Below are 17,327 nucleotides of genomic sequence, written 5' to 3'. Positions count from 1 at the left end.
GCAAGCCTTCGGGTTCAATAACGATTCATGCAGGATGCTCTTAGGCGAAGCATCCAACTACGTTAGCTGTTCCTGGGGCACGCAGACGGGGCCGCCCTTCGTCTAGCCACCAGTGGTCGGTTGGTTCGCCCCTATACCAACGCCGCAATTGCGGTGATGAATGTCATTTGTTACATAAGGATTGAGTTCCATGAGCGCGTTGGTCGAGATAATGAGCCCCGAGTTAGATAAGGGTGGCGCGACGGAGTTGTCGGTAGTAATTCCGCTGTACAACGAGCAGGAGGTCATCACGGTTATGTACGAGCGGTTGACTGCAGTGCTCGCCGGACTGCGCGTTGCTTATGAACTGGTCTTAGTGGATGATGGTAGTCGCGACGGTACGCCGGCTATGATGAGGCGGCTGGCCAAAGATGACCCGGCTGTCACGGCTGTATTCCTAAGCAGAAACTTTGGAAAGGAAGCGGCTCTGACAGCAGGTCTAGCGCATGCCGTCGGCGCTGCGGTCGTCATCATGGATGCCGATTTGCAGGATCCTCCAGAGTTAATCCCCCAAATGATGCAAGCCTGGAACGAGGGTGCGGACGTCGTTTGCATGCGCCGCAGCTCAAGAGCAGGCGAAACCTGGTTCAAGCGCCGCAGCGCACATCACTTCTACCGAGTGCTCAATGCTGTCAGCGACGTGGAGATCCCACCCGATACCGGTGATTTTCGCTTGTTAAGCCGCAAGGCTATCTATGCCCTGCAACAGTTGAACGAGCGGAATCGCTACATGAAAGGCTTGTTTGCCTGGATAGGCTTGCCCACGACAGTCATTGAGTATGATCGGATGCCGCGTGTGGCGGGCACTACCAAATGGAACTACGCCAGCCTGTTTAACCTCGCCTTTCAGGGCATTACTTCTTTCTCCACCGCTCCGCTGCGCCTTGTCGTCGCTGGAGGCCTGCTGACGGCATTTCTTGGCATTATTTTCGCCCTGTGGATTGTTGCCAAGACGCTTGTCTTCGGCGACCCAGTGCAAGGTTACCCTTCCCTCATTGCCATGATTACATTTCTTGGTGGTGCCCAATTGCTGTCAATTGGGCTGCTTGGCGAGTACATCGGCAAGACCTATTACGAAACTAAGCAACGTCCCGTGTATTTGGTGCATGAGGTGCTGAAGCGAGGAAGAGTAGTGGACCAAATGACTGCCAATTCCGAGCACTCACATGCAGAAAAGTAGCCTCATACAACGACCTGAACGGTAGCGCATTACGATTGGCTTTAAACATGTCAAAAATGTAATTGCAGCGACCTGTCATTGTCAGCAGCGGTTCATTAGAATAACAAACAAATGAAATAAATGGAGTCAGTGTGAAAGCTTTGCGTAGCGCATTAGTGGCGTCGCTTGCACTTGCCAGTGCATCCGCTGCAAAGAAAATCGATGGTCTGTCAACCGTGTGCCGCGAAGGGGTTTATAATCGCTTGCAGCAAGTGCAGGCAACCCTCTTTAGGGCTGGGTATTATCCCAAAGCTCCCTCCGTAATCGCTCCAATGCGTGGGCAACTGCGAGGCAAAAGGCAATAGTCTTGGGACTATTGATTAGCGCATCATGCAACTGACTCGGCCCAATGCTCGCTGGCTATTGATCGTAGTGATGCTCACTGCGCTACTATTCTCGCGCCTGGCATTGGCTAGCTATGTGTGTCCCCAACCTCAATTGCAGGCCGCTGCCTCAACCGAACAACCAGCGGGCCACGGCTGCACCCAGCCCGCCGGTAATTTGAGGATAATCGATGAGGCGCAACCATCTCTATGTGCACAGCACTCTTCAGATGAAAGCCAGCTGAACCAGGCTAGTGCACAGCCGACTGCGTCAGAGCCAGTTTTCTTATTTTCATATCCGGCCGCGCTATCGCCTGCGTCGCCCACATGGCCGATAGTCATCTACGCTGACTTGCCCGAAGGCGGCACTGACCATAACGCTGTATTTCTGTTGACACGTAGGTTACGCATTTGACTTGACTCCGGGTTCCGTTTTTTGTTCCACGGCTATAGCCGTGAGCGATCCCAAAAAACTATTTGGAGTTAATCATGTTTGCAGTTATACCTCCGCGCGCATCGTCGCGCGTTATGGTGAGTGCTGCGGTGCGCGTCGGCTTTTTGTGCGTTCTACTTGTAACAGCAAGCGGATCCGCCTATGGCCAGGGGGCCAGTCTCACTCTCGAGGAAGCTCTTGCCCAAGCCACGAACCGCTCCGCCGCCATACAGGCGAGCGAGTCATCAATATCGGCCAGTTTGAATGCTGTCGTATCGGCTGGCGAACTACCTGATCCAGTACTGAAGTTGGGTATTGACAGCGTTCCAATTGAAGGCCCAATGCGTTATTCGGTCAGTCGGGATTCGATGACAATGCGACGCATTGGTATCGAACAGGAGTGGGTTTCAGCAGATAAACGCGGGCGCCGCGAGAACCTTGCCGATCAGCAGGTGAATAGGGCGCGAGCAGATCTGACCTTGCAAACTGCTAACACTCGACAGCAGACGGCGATCGCTTGGCTTAACGCGGCCTATGCCCAACGAGCCCTTCGATTGTCTAACGCGTTAATGACTCAGATGACAGAAGAGCTTACTACGACGCGTGCTTCCTATCGCGGCTTGCGCGCGACCGCAGTTGATGTAACGCAGATGCAGATGTTGCGCTCGCAGACGAAGGATAGTCTGTTCAAAGCCCAACAGGACCTCCGTTCAGCACTGATTTCACTAAGCCGATGGGTCGCCGCACCTGTGATACGGGTAGAGGGAAAAATCCCGTCGCTGCACAGCAAGGTGTCCTCGCTCACGCTACAGGAGCTCAATCGAGTTCAACCTGAGCTGCTCCTTGCTGAGCGGGAGATATCAATAGCTGATGCTGCTACCGCCGTCACTACCAGTAATAGATCTCCAAACTGGACGTGGGGCGTGACATACCAACAGCGAGGTAGCCAGTACCAAGATATGGTATCGGTGGGGGTCAGCATCCCGTTACCCATCGCCAGAGCTAGCCGGCAGGACAGAGATGTGGCTCAAGCGGCTGCAATGGGCAATAAGGCCCGTTTTATGTTGCGTGAGACCCAGCGCCAGGTTCAAGCGGATATCGAAAACTTGTCCACCGCGCTAGCGAACGGGCGGGAACGTGTTGACAGTCTCAACACTACGCTACTGCCAGCAGCAGAACGTCAAGTTGGGCTAGCAACTGCGGCTTATAAGGCTGGTGCCGGGTCGCTGGCAGAGGTATTTAAGGCGAAGCGGGACCTGTTGGACGCGCAACTTCAGGTTCTCGAACTGGAACGGGATGTTGCCCAAATTTGGGCTCAGCTTGAGTACCAGATTATCCCAACTAATGATGAGTTTACACAAAGGGTTAGTCATGCAGCCGACTAAGTGGATACGTGTTATCACTGCGCTCGCGGGAGTAGCGATACTCCTTGTCGCCAGCTATTTGTTCGGTGTGCGACAAGGGGGTAGCGTCTCAGAGCGCCTTGGCGCAAATGTGGAAAATGTTAGTAAGGCGGCAGCTCAATCGGATCGAAAAGTTCTGTACTGGCACGATCCGATGGTGCCTGGCCAACGATTTGATAAACCCGGAAAATCACCCTTCATGGATATGCCACTTCAGCCGGTTTATGCCGATGAGGGCGTAGCCAACGGAATCAGCATAGATTCGTCCCTCCAACAGAGCCTAGGCATCCGCTATGCGACGGTCACCAGAGAACAGACCAAGCAAGGGTTTGACGCGATCGGCACGACACAGTTTGACGAGTCGCAAGCGGTGTTTATTCAGTCTCGCGTGAATGGATTCATTGAACGGCTCCATGCAGATGCACCCTTGCAACACGTCAAAGAGGGGGCAGCCATCGCATTGCTGTTCGTTCCGGATTGGCTCGCACCGCAGGAAGAATATCTTGCGCTTAAGCGCGGCGGTGCTGGTGAAGAAATGCTGTCGGCGTCGCGCACACGTATGCGGGCACTGTCGATACCGAAAGACCTGATCAGTACGCTGGAGAGAACCGGGAAGGTGCAGAGGTATATTACTTTGCATGCACCTGTCTCGGGAGTGATCACCGAGCTTTCGGTGCGCAACGGCGCAATGGTGGCACCGGGCCAGACCTTAGCCAAGCTGGTGGGGTTGAACAAACTGTGGCTTGTGATCGAGGTACCAGAATCGATGGCGTCGAGGGTTCGCCCCGGCATGACAGTTGACGCGGTATTCTCGGGCGACTCAAATCGGCGCGTTAAGGCGAGAATTCGCGAAATCTTGCCCGGAATCAGTACGAACAGTCGGACGTTGCAGGCTCGGCTGGAAATCGACAATACTGAGCTGGGATTGACGCCCGGAATGCTGATGCGCGCGCACATTAGCGCGGAAGAATCAGTTTCGCGCTTGCTTGTCCCCTCTGAGGCTGTAATAACAACGGGCGAGCGGTCGGTGGTCATTGTAAAGAACGAGGCGGGGCGGCTTCAGCCGGTAAAGGTTGAGCTGGGCATTCGTCTTGATGATATGACGGAAATCCTGCGCGGGCTGCACGAAGGTCAACAGGTCGTCGCCTCGGGCCAATTCCTGATCGATTCTGAAGCGAATTTGCGCTCTATCCTTCCCAAGCTTCAGGGAGAAACTCCATCTGGCGAGGAGGAGGTCGGCGGAACAATAGCGGTGCCCGCACCGTCTTATGAAACGACCGGAAAAATTGAGCAAATCACTGCCGACGGCATCACGTTCTCGCATCAAGCTGTCTCTGCATTGAACTGGCCCGCCATGACGATGACGTTCAGCAAGCCCGATGCTGACGCGTTCCCGGAAGTAAAGCTAGGTCAAACTGCGCGATTCTCGTTCAAGCAGTCGAGTGATGGCTATCAGTTACTGTCGGTTGAGCCTGTTATGGAGAAAGTCCGATGATTGCGCGCCTAATTCATTGGTCCATCTATAACCGCTTTCTCGTGTTGCTAGGGACCGTCGTTATTGCAGCATGGGGCATATTTTCGCTGTTGGATACGCCGATTGACGCCTTGCCAGACCTATCCGACACTCAAGTCATTATCAAGGCGTCCTATCCCGGCCGGGCGCCGCAAGTCGTGGAAGATCAGGTGACCTATCCGCTCACTACGACCTTATTAGGGGTTCCCGGCGCTAAAACAATCCGGGCGTATTCGTCATTTGGTGATGCATTTGTCTACGTGCTCTTTGATGACGAAACTGATCAGTATTGGGCTCGGTCGCGTGTACTGGAATACCTGAACCAAGTGCAGAGCCGGTTACCCCCTGGCGCAAGCGTTTCACTTGGGCCGGATGCCACCGGCGTGGGATGGGTCTATGAATACGCGTTGGTGGACCGAACCAATTCTTACGACTTGGGTCAATTAAGAGCCTTGAATGACTGGTTTTTAAAATTCGAGTTAAAGGCCGTGCCAGACGTCTCCGAAGTGGCCTCTATCGGCGGCATGGTTCGCCAGTATCAGGTAGTGGTGGATCCAGACAAGCTGCGCGCCTATGGGATTACATTGGCTGAGGTAAAAGATGCACTGGGTAAGTCGAACCAGGAGGCAGGTGGCTCAGTGCTGGAACTGGCTGAATCCGAGTACATGGTTCGCTCTTCGGGATATCTTAAGACGTTGGCCGACTTCAGGAATGTCGTACTGCGCGCGAGCGACTCCGGCACACCTGTCTTGCTAGGCGATGTCGCGCGTATTCAGATTGGGCCGGAGATGCGCCGAGGAATTGCTGAGTTAAATGGCGAGGGTGAAGTAGCCGGAGGCGTGATCGTTATGCGGTCCGGAAAGAATGCGCTCACCACTATCGACGCGGTCAAAAAGAAGCTGGCTGAACTCAGTAAATCGCTGCCGCCGGGAGTTGAGGTGGTGACGACCTACGATCGCTCGCAGTTGATCGAACGTGCTGTATCAAATCTTACGAACAAGCTACTTGAAGAATTCGTTATCGTCGGAATAGTTTGCGCTTTGTTCCTGTTCCATTTGCGCAGTGCCCTCGTCGCTATTCTTTCATTGCCGCTAGGCATACTCGCGGCATTCATCGTGATGCGCTATCAAGGCGTTAACGCGAACCTCATGTCCCTTAGCGGCATCGCGATTGCAATTGGCGCGATGATCGATGCGGCCATCGTAATGATAGAGAACGCGCACAAGCATATTGAAGCGTACGAACACCAGCACCCCGACACGCCACTCACGACATCGCGACGATGGGAGCTGATCGCGACATCGACCGCAGAGGTGGGGCCAGCCCTGTTTTTTTCGTTACTCATCATTACGCTGTCCTTTATACCCGTCTTTTCTCTGGAGGGACAAGAGGGCAAGATGTTCGCGCCCCTCGCATTCACCAAGACATACTCGATTGCAGCCGCTGCAGCCATTTCGGTGACATTAGTTCCGGTGTTGATGGGTTACTTGATTCGGGGACGTATTCCTCGTGAAATGGCTAACCCGATTAATCGTGTACTAGTTTGGATGTACCGGCCAATGCTCGAGGCAACGCTGCGGCGTCCCTGGGCTGTTATTGCGTTGGCGGTTGTCGCTCTGGCAGTGACGCTGGTTCCCATTTCACGCCTAGGCAGTGAGTTTATGCCCGCTCTTGATGAAGGTGACCTTTTGTATATGCCCACGGCACTGCCCGGATTGTCTGCCCAGAAAGCCACTGAACTCTTGCAACAGACCAACCGCATGATCAAGTCTGTTCCTGAGGTAGCAACAGTTTTTGGCAAATCCGGTCGCGCCGATACGGCCACGGACCCAGCTCCACTTGAAATGTTCGAAACCACGATCCAGTTCAAACCTCGAGACGAGTGGCGTGTAGGAATGACGCCTCAAAAACTGATTGAAGAACTGAATCAGGCCGTCAATGTACCGGGCTTGACCAATGTCTGGGTGCCACCCATCCGAAATCGACTCGACATGCTATCGACGGGGATCAAGACGCCGGTAGGCGTCAAGATATCAGGCCCAAGCCTGGAGGAAATCGATAAGATCGCCTCGCAGGTTGAAACGGCGGTCAAGGGCGTTCCAGGCGTCTCGTCGGCGTTAGCCGAACGTTTGACGGGCGGACGCTACATCGATGTCGATATCGATCGAATGGCTGCTGCGCGGTACGGCTTAGCCATTACCGACATTCAAGGTATCGTGTCCTCGGCGGTAGGGGGCGAGAACGTAGGAGAGGTGATCGATGGACGTCGCCGCTTCCCCATCAATGTTCGATACCCGCGCGAGATACGTGATTCACTGGACGATCTGCGACAGTTATCTATCGTGACTGATCGGGGCGCGCAAATTCGCCTTGAAGATGTTGCGGACGTCAGAATCTCCGATGGTCCACCGATGATCCGTAGTGAGAATGCACGCTTGACGGGCTACGTCTACGTTGACATACAAAATGCAGATTTGTCTTCGGTCGTTCAAGCGATGCAGAAGGTCGTCGCGCGCGACGTGATGCTGCCAGTAGGCTACTCCATTGCCTGGTCCGGCCAGTTCGAATACCTTGAGCGGGCGGAAGCAAAGCTGCGAACCGTCGTGCCCATGACGCTGGCACTGGTCTTTGTGCTTTTATTTCTTACGTTCAATTCCGTGGCCGATGCGATGTTGCTGATGGTGACCGTGCCGTTTGCATTGATTGGGGGGTTCTGGCTCATCTGGATGCTGGGACATGCAATTTCCGTGGCAACTGCGGTTGGTTTCATTGCCCTTGTTGGCGTGGCAGCTGAATTTGGCGTTGTAATGTTGCTTTATCTGAAAACGGCCTTGAATGATCGCCTCAATTGCGGGAAGCCATTTACTGAGTCATTGCTGATGGAAGCCATTCGAGAAGGGGCGGTAGTACGGGTTCGTCCAAAGGCCATGACGGTGGCTGTCGTACTGGGGGGCCTGTTTCCAATTATGTTGGGTCAAGGTACTGGCTCGGAGGTCATGCAACGTATCGCTGCACCCATGATTGGCGGGATGGTTACGGCGCCTATTCTGTCGATGTTCGTTATCCCAGCCGCCTGGCTTTTGTTGAAACGGCGTCAAATCCGTCGCCTTGAAAGAAAGCATCAGTAAGGTCGTACTCGCCCGGTGCATACGCACCATATTTTCCAATCTACGGAGAAATTGTTATGAAGAAACTGATCTCATTTTCGCTAGGTGCTAGCCTAGCGCTTGGCATATCCCTTACCGCTTTGGCAGCCGGTGGTAATGCTAATGGTCCGACCGCAAGTACCAATGCGGCGTCTTCGGAAGTTAGGGTGGACACCGCTTTGGCTGATGGTGTGGTTCGTAAAGTGGACCGGCCAAGCGGCATGATAACGATTGAGCACGGCGCACTCGAGAACGTCGGCATGCCACCGATGACGATGGCTTACAAAGCCAAAGATGCAACGGTATTGCAACAGGCCAAAGAAGGGGAAAAGGTTAAATTCAGGCTTGAGAACCTGAATGGAACCTATACCATCATGACGTTAAAGAAGCGCTAGTGTCTGCTGCTTGGAAGGCCACTGAGCACCATCGGCCGTATTTTTAGGTTATCTGGCATTCCTGGCGTGAGCGCCAATGTCATGATTGCTGCCGGATGGTGTGCGCCTCACATGGCGGATCCGAGTCGCAGTCTACAAAGCAATGATTCCAGAAAAGAATAGGGCAGCCGTTTGGCTGCCCTAACTATATTAGAAAAAGATCAGAACGGCTTACGCGCCGGTGTAAAAGCTTTGGATATACGCTTTTTCTGTCTCGCTCATTGATTCCAATTCCTGTCGAACTTCGGCGCGCGATTTCGTCTGCTCAGCGCCGGCCAGAGACCAAGTCCCGGTTTCTTCCCCCTGGCGGGTGGCCCATGAAGGGTCTGCCTTTGCCTGCTCGAGCTCCTCAAGCACCTGTGCACGGCTCTTCATGTTGGACCAATCGACGACTTCGGTGCCCCCCTGTTCACTGTTGTCAGGGATCCAGTAAGCGAAACTGGTAGCGGGAACGGCAATAACTGCTGTAAGCAAGGCGGCAAGAGTTTTGGTACGAAGGGACATTATTCATTCCTTTTAAAAGAGTGGTTGCCAACGGAGTCGTTGATTCACTAGCGCCGTGCTAGTTTTTCTGGCGATGGATCTACTGTATGCCCCGAGCGCCAACAGGCCGATGACGACAGCATGACATTTGCGTCATCTTCGTCAATCTGTCGTCATGATCGTTGCTGGTTGTATCGGTCGTGCGTATACACGTGCTGACTCGCTGATTGACTAGCCGGACTGGGCTGTCGCGGAGAGCTCGCTGTTTCAACCATTATTCGCGCCTACAGCCTGCGGAAATATGCCGCGGTGTGGCAGACCCAAAACTTGAGACACTGTTTCGCGACTTCATTCGACCGATTATCGGCAGCAAGAACCTTTGCAATTATTAAAGCTAATCGGGCGTTCGCAAACCCAAAGGGGCCAGAGTGTCGATCTCGACGTTATGCAGATAACGAATTTGTAATCGATGAGTTCGTAGATTGTTGGGCACCGCCGACTAAGCTCTTAGTCCCGCAGTCTTGGATTCGCTTCGTAAGCGTCCGCCAAACACACCTTGAGGGAGCGCCGCAATTTGGACGATAGTCCCCACTTGTTTTTAGTGGGGACTATCCATGGAATCAGACTCTTCAGCCCAGCGGCCCAGGCGACGCACGCACGGCAAGGCCTTCAAGGCACAGATTCTTCAGGCATGCGACCAGCCAGGCGCTTCGGTCGCGGGCATCGCCATTGCGCATGGCCTAAATCCGAACATGGTCCAGCGTTGGCGCCGCGAAGCCAGGCGGGGCGAGCTGACGCTGCCGGACACGCCAGTGTTTATTCCTGTCGTTGCCGGCCCGACACCGGCAATAGACGCACATCACAGCGCGTCGGCTCCCCCGCTGGCCATTGAGGTCCAATTACAACGAGGTGCCTTGCAAGCGTGGGTGAGCTGGCCCGCGCAGGCCGCCCACGAGTGCGGCGCCTGGTTGCGAGAGCTGTTTCGGTGATCCGCATCGAGAGAATCTGGCTGGCCGTCGAGCCCGTGGATATGCGTAGTGGCATGGATCGGCTGCTGGCTCGTGTCGTGGAAGTCTTCGGCGCCTCGCAGCCGCATCACGCCTATGTGTTTGCCAACCGCCGGGGCACACGGTTGAAGATTCTGGTGTGTGATGGCTTCGGCATCTGGTTGGCCGTGCGCCGCCTGCATCAAGGCGGTGTGCATTGGCCACGTCCCGGTGAAACGCAGATCGAGCTCTCTGCTGAACAGGCACGGGCCCTGGTCATTGGCCTGCCGTGGCAACGCTTGGGCGAGAACGGGTCGATCGCCCTCTTATGAGCACAAATTTGCAATCCGGTGCAATCCGAATAGTGCCCCGCTCACAGGCATGGCATCATGGCGGCCATGTCTGTGAAATCTGCGCCTACCCTCGAACAGCTTGATGCCAATGCCTTGCGGGCCTTGGCCAAGCGGTTGATGGGCGAGCTCGATGAGACCCGCCAACTGGTGGTCAAGCAAACGCACGACATCCAGTTCAAGGACACCCACATCCGCAAGCTCACGCATGAGATCGCGGTGCTGCGCCGCTATCGCTTCGGTAAGAAGAGCGAACAGCTCGGCGGCGAGCAGGGGCTGTTGCTGGAAGACGCCGTCGATGCCGACATCGCTGCCATCGAGCAGGAGTTGATCAGCTTGGGCGGGCAGCCGCCTGCGCAGAAGACGGTCTCTGAGCCCAAGCGTCAGGCCTTGCCGCCGGAGTTGCCCCGTATCCAGGTGCACCACGAACCACACTGCACCACGTGTACTTGCGGCTGCCAGATGCAGCGCATCGGTGAGAGCGTCACCGAGAAGCTGGATTACATCCCAGGCGTGTTCAGCGTCGAACGACATATCCGGGGCAAATGGACTTGCCGTCAGTGCGAAACGCTGACCCAGGCGCCCATGCCGGCACAGGTCATCGACAAGGGAATCGCTACCTCGGGTCTGCTGGCTCAAGTGTTGGTAGCGAAGTATGCGGATCATCTCCCTCTCTACCGCCAAGAACAGATATTTGCACGCGCCGGCGTGAAGATCCCCCGCTCCACGCTTGCTGAATGGGTAGGCGTATGCGGGGTGCGCTTGCAGCCGCTGGTCGATGCCCTGCGCGAGGCCATCCTGAACGAACCGGTGGTGCATGTGGACGAAACACCTGTTCAAGTCCTGCAACCGGGTAGCAAGAAGACCCATCGCGCGTATCTGTGGGCCTATGCCCCCGGCGCCTTCCAGGATCTGAAGGCTGTCGTTTACGACTTTACCGAAGGACGCAGCGGGGCTTACGCCCGGGCCTTCCTGGGCGACTGGCGCGGCGAACTGATCTGCGACGATTATGGCGGATATAAAGCTTGCTTCGAACAAGGCATTGCCGAGGTCGGTTGCATGGCGCATGCTCGACGCAAATTCTTCGAACTGCATCAGTCGGGCAAAAGTCTGATCGCTGAACAGGCGCTGAAGTCCATCGGCCAGCTCTATGAGATCGAAGTCCAGGGGGCAGACTTGCTGCCTGAGGAGCGCCAACGCCTACGTGAACAACAAGCCAGGCCGATTGCCCAGGCACTGCATGCCTGGATGCTGGCCCATCGTCTGAAGGTGCCCGACGGCACCGGCATTGCCCGAGCGCTGGACTACAGCCTGAAGCGCTGGGCGGCGCTGACGCGCTACCTGGATGATGGTCGATTACCCATCGATAACAATTGGATCGAGAATCAGATCCGGCCAATTGCTCTTGGCCGCAAGAACTGGCTGTTCGCTGGCTCCCAGCGGGCGGGCCGGCGTGCGGCTGCCGTGATGAGCCTGATCCAGTCAGCGAAAATGAACGGGCATGATCCGTATGCCTATCTCAAAGGTGTTCTCACGCGTCTGCCCACGCATCCGAATAACCGGATCGAAGCGTTGTTGCCGCACCGGTGGCAACCTGAAACGGCGTAGTTAACGCCGTTAACCCGATGACTAAAAACTGACGGCCGCAACTGCGGCCGTTCGTCAATGTGTGTTCACCGGGCGCTTACTTCGCTTCATGTATGGATCTCGCGTTAAAGCGTGCATGCAGGAACGAGCATTTACTGCAATCAGCGCCGTGTCTACCTCAGGGTTAAAGGAGCCTTTCATGAAAAATACGCTAAAAATAATGGCCGCTCTGGCTACGTTACTATCCAGTACTACTCAGGCGGAGACCTCCGTTACGCTATACGGAATACTCGACGCGGGCGTTGGCTACTCGAAGGTGGACGGGACGATAGTAGATCCAGTCAGCAATCAGAGAGTGTCATTAGATCGCAGCCGCTTCGGCATGACGGACAGCGTCAAGAACGGATCGCGTTGGGGTATACGGGGAAAAGAGGATCTTGGCGGCGGACTGTATGCCAAGTTTCAACTGGAGTCCGGTTTCAATCTTAGCAATGGGCAATCGACTCAAGGCGGTCGCCTGTTCGGTCGTAACGCGACTGTTGGGCTTGGCAGTGATAATTGGGGTCAGTTCAATATAGGTCGCCAGTACAACATTGGGTCGCGCTATTTTTACAGCGTTCTTGGCCCAATGTTTGGCGGAGGTTTTACTCAACTGAATATGGGCAGTGGGTCGGGCTTTAGCTCAGTAAATTGGGTACGCTACGACCAACTAGTCACCTATGAGACGCCGACGATAAATGGCTTCACCATGGGCCTTGGGTACTCATTTAGTGCGGATGATTCCAAATCGAATCAAGTGGGATTCAATACGGCTGATAATACACGCGCCATAACAGCAGCGCTTCGCTACGGGAATGGGCCGTTGTCAGCCTTTATATCGTATGATCAACTAAACCCTTCGAACAAGCTGAGTGATCAACAGACGCAGGCGACGCCCAGGTCGTATGTCGTTGGCGCAGCCTACGACTTTGAAGTAGCCAAGCTGGCACTTGCGTATAGCAGGACGACTGATGGCTGGTTCGGTGGGGCAGGCTTGCCTGGGGGGGCTGTAGGGAACTTCTCCGGTGTGCCGACTAATGTTTTCGTCGACGGTTTCAAGTCAAATTCATACTTAGTTGCAGTCTCTGCGCCGGTAGGAGCCGCGGGCAGCATGTTCGGCTCCTGGGCGCGAGCAGACGCAAATAACAAAGATCTTACCGGAGGAGATGCAAGCTCAAATACGTTCAGCCTCGGTTATACCTATACGCTCTCAAAGCGGACCGAGTTGTATGCCGTCGGCTCGTATACCGATAACTTCGCATTCTTGGACGACGCGAAGGTTAAAACTGTCAGCGTAGGGTTGCGTCATCAGTTTTGACCCAATGTGTATGGGATGCCCGCTGCGTTCACTTAGCGTAGCGGGACCGAAGAGGCTTCCGCATGGGTCCGAGAAAACTCCTCGAACGTACCGTGACGGCTCTCGGCTCCTTTGTCGCGGAATGCTGTGCATTGCCCGAGGCCGTATGGCGCAGGGCGTATGCCAGCAAGGTTACGGATTCGTAATCACCGTGTCCTGCTAATGACAGGCTGACTAACGTAACGTATACGGGTTACGAGCATACCGTGCGTTAGGGACGAGCTGCTAACGACGACTGCAGATGCGTTCTCGCCTCACGTACCACTGTGCGCTTAGCCATTTTCCATGGAGGAATCACAACAACAATGAAAATTCTTGTGGTCGAAGATGAAAGAAAGCTTGCAGACTACTTACTTCGAGCGTTGACGGAGCATGGCTATGTGGTTGATGTGGCTGGCGACGGCAGGGAAGGCCTATTTTTCGCACAGGAAACCCCATACGATCTTATCCTTCTGGATGTAATGTTGCCGGGTATGGATGGATTTCAATTGTTACGCGAGCTACGCAAACAGAGTCGTGTGCCAGTGCTCATGCTCAGCGCAAGAGATCGGGTTGAAGACCGGGTAAGAGGGCTGGAGGATGGCGCTGATGATTACCTTCCTAAGCCCTTCTCACTAACTGAGCTCATGGCTCGGATCTTTGCGTTGGCTCGCAGGAACGACCCTGCAAACTTGACTGACTCCCACACGAATATCGTTCGCGTAGCCGATCTAGAGCTAGATCTTCTGCGCCGACGCGTCTTTCGGAACGAGCAGCCGATCAACTTGACTGTGAAGGAGTTCGCTTTGCTTCAGTTATTCATGCGCAAGCGTGGCCAAGTCTTGTCCCGGCAGACTTTAGCCGAACAGGTCTGGGATATTAATTTCAACAATAATACTAACGTAGTTGAAGCGGCCGTGCGGCGATTACGCGCAAAGGTGGATGGCCCATTCGAGAACAAACTCATACACACCGTGCGCGGCATGGGCTATGTAATTGAGGCTCGGGATGGCGAATGTTGAGTTGCTCAAACTCAATTCGAGGCCGACTTTCGCGCTGGCTCGCGATACAAACCTTAGTAAGTGTAGGACTTATCTGTACAGCTGTCTATCTTGTTATTGGTTCGAATTTCGCGACCCGCCAGACCGAACTTTTGAGGGAAAAGCAGAGGGCGATTCAGCATTTAGCTACGGAAAATGCATCTAAAGATAGCCCCGACTCGTTGCAACATCAGCTCTTGGATTTCTTCCATGGCCATCCAGAGCTCTCGTTAGTTCTGCAGAGTAACAGTGTGATCCAGACGTTTGGTAAGAGACCGTTAAACGCCAAGGCAAGCATGTTTCGGCAGCTTACGTTTATGCTACCCGAGTATGGACTATCGACGGGACCGATCCAAGCGCAACTGAGCATGGACATCACTTCCGACATCCGTTTTCTCAAGCGCTTGGCACTGGCTCTGTTTATCGGCGCAATTTTAGGCGCAGCACTCGCGTCGTTAGGTGCAGCGTGGTTGGTTCGCAGGGCGCTGACCCCGATCGATGCATTGAGCAGCCAGGTGGCAAAGTTGTCCCCGGAACGGCTTGGCGAGCGGCTTGAGGCGAAGGACCCTGCGGCAGAGATTTCCCCGTTGATTACGCAGTTCAACGCGTTATTCGAACGTATCGAAGGTGCCTATGCTCAGATGGAGGAATTTAATGCCAATCTGGCCCATGAGCTAAGGACGCCGTTGGCAACGCTGATTGGTGAAACCGAGCTGGCATTAAGTTCTAAACGCTATGAGCGCTCGCTTGAAGAAATGCTCGTTTCTAATCTGGAAGATCTGCACAGAATGGAAAGAGTCATAAGCGACATTCTGCTCCTCGCACGGGCCGATGGTGGCACGAGGATTAAGACGGAACCGACCAACAGTATTGCCATTACAATCCAGGAGGTTATGGATTATCACGAAGCTCAGGCCGAGGAAGCTGATGTGAAGTTACTGCTAGTGGGCGACGCCTCAGCATTGATTAGTCGTACGCTTTTTCAACGCGCCGTGTCGAATCTACTATCAAATGCGATCCGGCACGCCGACGCGTTCAGTGATGTGCTAATCGTAGTGGAATCAGAAGGCGAAGAGGTGCGGATCGCAGTTTGTAATCTTGGCGCGCCTGTCGCACAAGAGCACCTGGTAAGGTGCTTTGAGCGGTTCGTCAGGCTACCGGCAGAGCGGGTGTCTAGTGATCAAGATCATTTTGGGCTGGGGTTAGCAATCGTTGCTGCAATAGCTCGAATGCATGGCGGCAAAACGTTTGCCCGGTCGGTTGAGCGATTGGTCACAATGGGATTTACCGTGGCTAGACCGATACATTAGTCTCGGTTCTGGTTTGAGGCTCTTAAATGCTCCATACATGAAATGGCCGGCTGGGCGCTGGATAAAAAAACCGCGCACAAGTCTAGCCGTGCGCGGTGACTACCGCCATCCCATCGCGGAGAAGAGCGTCGTCAAATCGAACTATCGTCCCGATTGCCGCTGGACCTCTGCGTTATATTCGGGGCCACTACGCAGCCGCACATACTCGGCATAGGCAGACCTGTATTCACGGCTAAAGGTATCAGGAGTGCTCTCGCCAGCCCAGAATTTATCGAGCCCTGCTTTTTTCCACAATGCTAGATCCGCACGTACCTCCGCACGCGTCTTGGGCTCTCCGAAAACATCGGCTATGTTCGAGGACGCTACCGCGCTTGCACTCACAGTGGAGGTATGCGGCTGTGCGCTGACCGCCATCGTCGTTGTTGCCAGCAGCACTGCTGCGAGAAGGTTCTTTTTCAAGTTAGTCATACGTTTACTCCTAGAATTTACGAACTCATGCGGCTGCGCAATGGCGCGTGATGAAAGTTAAGCCGCTTGAATGAATTGTAGGAAATCAGCCCGGTCAGTTTGCGAACACGCGCATTACTTTTTTGTTACCCAATTCAAAGCGTAATGACCTTTGCCTAAGTGGATTCGGTAGTGCACACAGTCGATCACGCCTGGCTTCTTCCCCGCCATGCCGTCGTTTCGGAAAGAAAAGCAGCACACCATAGCGGCTATCGAGGCAAGCACAATCGCCCATCAGCGTGCATGGAGTTTCTGCACCGCTGATGGACATCATGCCAACTTAGAAGCTGTGACGCAGGCCGACGCCAATCGACTGAGTCTTGTTACCCGAAGCGAAGGCGACATTTTTGCCATAGGCGCCTTGCGCATAAAGATTGGTGCGCGTGGAGAGCTTATAGGTGTAGGCTAGACCAAAAATGTGCTGCGATTTGAGGTCTCGGCCAGCGTAGGCCGCACCGTTGTCGCGTGGATCGACCATGCCCCAACCGGCGAGCAGCTTACCGCGCGCGCCGACAAGAGCGCTTAGGCCTACGCCGTAAGAGTTAGCACGGAAGCCGTCGTTGTAAGCGCGGATACTGCCGAAACCGAGTTCAGAATTGCGCAGTTGAGAAGGAGTGCCGAACCAGCCGTCATCAGTGATGCCGAAGCCCAGATGTACCTCGGCCACCTCGAAGTCATAACTGCCTGCAAGGTTCCAGGATTTGGCCTTGACGCCGGTGCCGGTCGTGGCGTCCTTTATCTGGTCATAGGTCAGGACCGCAGCCACGGGACCATTCGAATAGCGTAGACCAGCAGTCACGGCGCGGACATTCGGCTCGTTATGGTCCCCCTGCTTGAACTCTTGCTCGCCATCCGCATTGAACGAATACCCGATACCAGCCTGGAAGCCAGAAATGCTGGGAGTCAGGTACTGAATCTGGTTATCGTAACGTACCTCAGCCACGCTGAACGTGCCGGCGGTACGAGCTTGATTGAAGTTGTTGCCGAAGGGCGTGGCGACACCAGCCAGCCAGCGATAGGCGATGTTGCCCTGGCGGCCCAGCGTGATCGTGCCCCAAGCATCGGATTTAAGACCAAGCACCGCTTCGCGGCCATACAGACGGGGCCTGTCAGTAATTTCGTGTTCAAGGCATAACATGCGTCCAAGGAGCATTTATGCCACGCAACCCGAAGTCCAAG

Annotated in this window: 14 protein-coding genes; 11 read left to right on the top strand and 3 right to left on the bottom strand. The window is 54.7% G+C overall.

Going from position 1 to position 17,327, the window contains the following annotated elements:
* Window positions 1–190: 190 nt before the first annotated feature.
* From V0R37_RS20355 to V0R37_RS20335, 5 genes are all read left to right on the top strand, one after another.
* Window positions 191–1,219, top strand: coding sequence for a glycosyltransferase family 2 protein (locus V0R37_RS20355; RefSeq protein WP_420376304.1), 1,029 nt, complete (start codon window positions 191–193; stop codon window positions 1,217–1,219).
* An 851-nt stretch (window positions 1,220–2,070) separates the two neighbouring features.
* Entirely contained in the window at window positions 2,071–3,399 is a 1,329-nt protein-coding gene (locus tag V0R37_RS20350) for a TolC family protein (protein ID WP_420376303.1), read from the top strand.
* The gene (locus V0R37_RS20345; protein ID WP_420376302.1) at window positions 3,386–4,912 is read left to right on the top strand and encodes an efflux RND transporter periplasmic adaptor subunit; all 1,527 of its coding nucleotides are present in this window, start codon (window positions 3,386–3,388) and stop codon (window positions 4,910–4,912) included. The genes V0R37_RS20350 and V0R37_RS20345 overlap by 14 nt, the downstream gene beginning before the upstream one ends.
* Window positions 4,909–8,058, top strand: coding sequence for an efflux RND transporter permease subunit (locus V0R37_RS20340; protein WP_420376301.1), 3,150 nt, complete (start codon window positions 4,909–4,911; stop codon window positions 8,056–8,058). The genes V0R37_RS20345 and V0R37_RS20340 overlap by 4 nt, the downstream gene beginning before the upstream one ends.
* 56 nt (window positions 8,059–8,114) lie before the next feature.
* Entirely contained in the window at window positions 8,115–8,471 is a 357-nt protein-coding gene (locus V0R37_RS20335; protein ID WP_420376300.1) for a copper-binding protein, read from the top strand.
* Between the two features lie 210 nt (window positions 8,472–8,681).
* Here V0R37_RS20335 and V0R37_RS20330 read toward each other — a convergent pair whose 3' ends face one another.
* Entirely contained in the window at window positions 8,682–9,014 is a 333-nt protein-coding gene (locus tag V0R37_RS20330) for a DUF4148 domain-containing protein (RefSeq protein ID WP_420376299.1), read from the bottom strand.
* A 593-nt stretch (window positions 9,015–9,607) separates the two neighbouring features.
* Here V0R37_RS20330 and tnpA point away from each other — a divergent pair.
* The 6 genes from tnpA to V0R37_RS20300 all read left to right on the top strand — a co-directional run bounded on the left by tnpA (window position 9,608) and on the right by V0R37_RS20300 (window position 15,641).
* Entirely contained in the window at window positions 9,608–9,982 is a 375-nt protein-coding gene (gene tnpA, locus V0R37_RS20325) for an IS66-like element accessory protein TnpA (RefSeq protein WP_420376298.1), read from the top strand.
* Complete coding sequence (tnpB, locus tag V0R37_RS20320; protein WP_420376297.1) at window positions 9,979–10,311, top strand: IS66 family insertion sequence element accessory protein TnpB; 333 nt, start codon at window positions 9,979–9,981, stop codon at window positions 10,309–10,311. The genes tnpA and tnpB overlap by 4 nt, the downstream gene beginning before the upstream one ends.
* Before the next feature lie 72 nt (window positions 10,312–10,383).
* A complete protein-coding gene (tnpC, locus tag V0R37_RS20315; protein ID WP_420376367.1) occupies window positions 10,384–11,937 on the top strand; it encodes an IS66 family transposase in 1,554 nt (517 codons plus the stop codon).
* A 178-nt stretch (window positions 11,938–12,115) separates the two neighbouring features.
* Window positions 12,116–13,273, top strand: coding sequence for a porin (locus tag V0R37_RS20310; RefSeq protein ID WP_420376296.1), 1,158 nt, complete (start codon window positions 12,116–12,118; stop codon window positions 13,271–13,273).
* Window positions 13,274–13,617: 344 nt separating this feature from the next.
* Window positions 13,618–14,313 (top strand): heavy metal response regulator transcription factor, encoded by a 696-nt coding sequence (locus V0R37_RS20305; protein ID WP_420376295.1) that lies wholly within the window; start codon window positions 13,618–13,620, stop codon window positions 14,311–14,313.
* Window positions 14,307–15,641 carry a heavy metal sensor histidine kinase gene (locus tag V0R37_RS20300; RefSeq protein ID WP_420376294.1) on the top strand — a complete coding sequence of 445 codons (1,335 nt, stop codon included), beginning with the start codon at window positions 14,307–14,309 and terminating at the stop codon, window positions 15,639–15,641. The genes V0R37_RS20305 and V0R37_RS20300 overlap by 7 nt, the downstream gene beginning before the upstream one ends.
* A 141-nt stretch (window positions 15,642–15,782) precedes the next feature.
* On the opposite strand, the gene V0R37_RS20295 is transcribed toward V0R37_RS20300, so the two are convergent.
* Both V0R37_RS20295 and V0R37_RS20290 read right to left on the bottom strand, forming a co-directional pair.
* Window positions 15,783–16,109, bottom strand: coding sequence for a DUF4148 domain-containing protein (locus tag V0R37_RS20295; protein ID WP_420376293.1), 327 nt, complete (start codon window positions 16,107–16,109; stop codon window positions 15,783–15,785).
* A 319-nt stretch (window positions 16,110–16,428) separates the two neighbouring features.
* Complete coding sequence (locus V0R37_RS20290; RefSeq protein ID WP_420376292.1) at window positions 16,429–17,286, bottom strand: porin; 858 nt, start codon at window positions 17,284–17,286, stop codon at window positions 16,429–16,431.
* Window positions 17,287–17,327: the final 41 nt, after the last annotated feature.

Origin of the sequence: Pollutimonas rozaliensis, assembly GCF_048751585.1 — a bacterium.
In the GTDB taxonomy this organism is placed as follows: domain Bacteria; phylum Pseudomonadota; class Gammaproteobacteria; order Burkholderiales; family Burkholderiaceae_B.
Note: the sequence above shows the minus strand (reverse complement) of the source record. Positions and strands in the feature narration are given on the sequence as shown.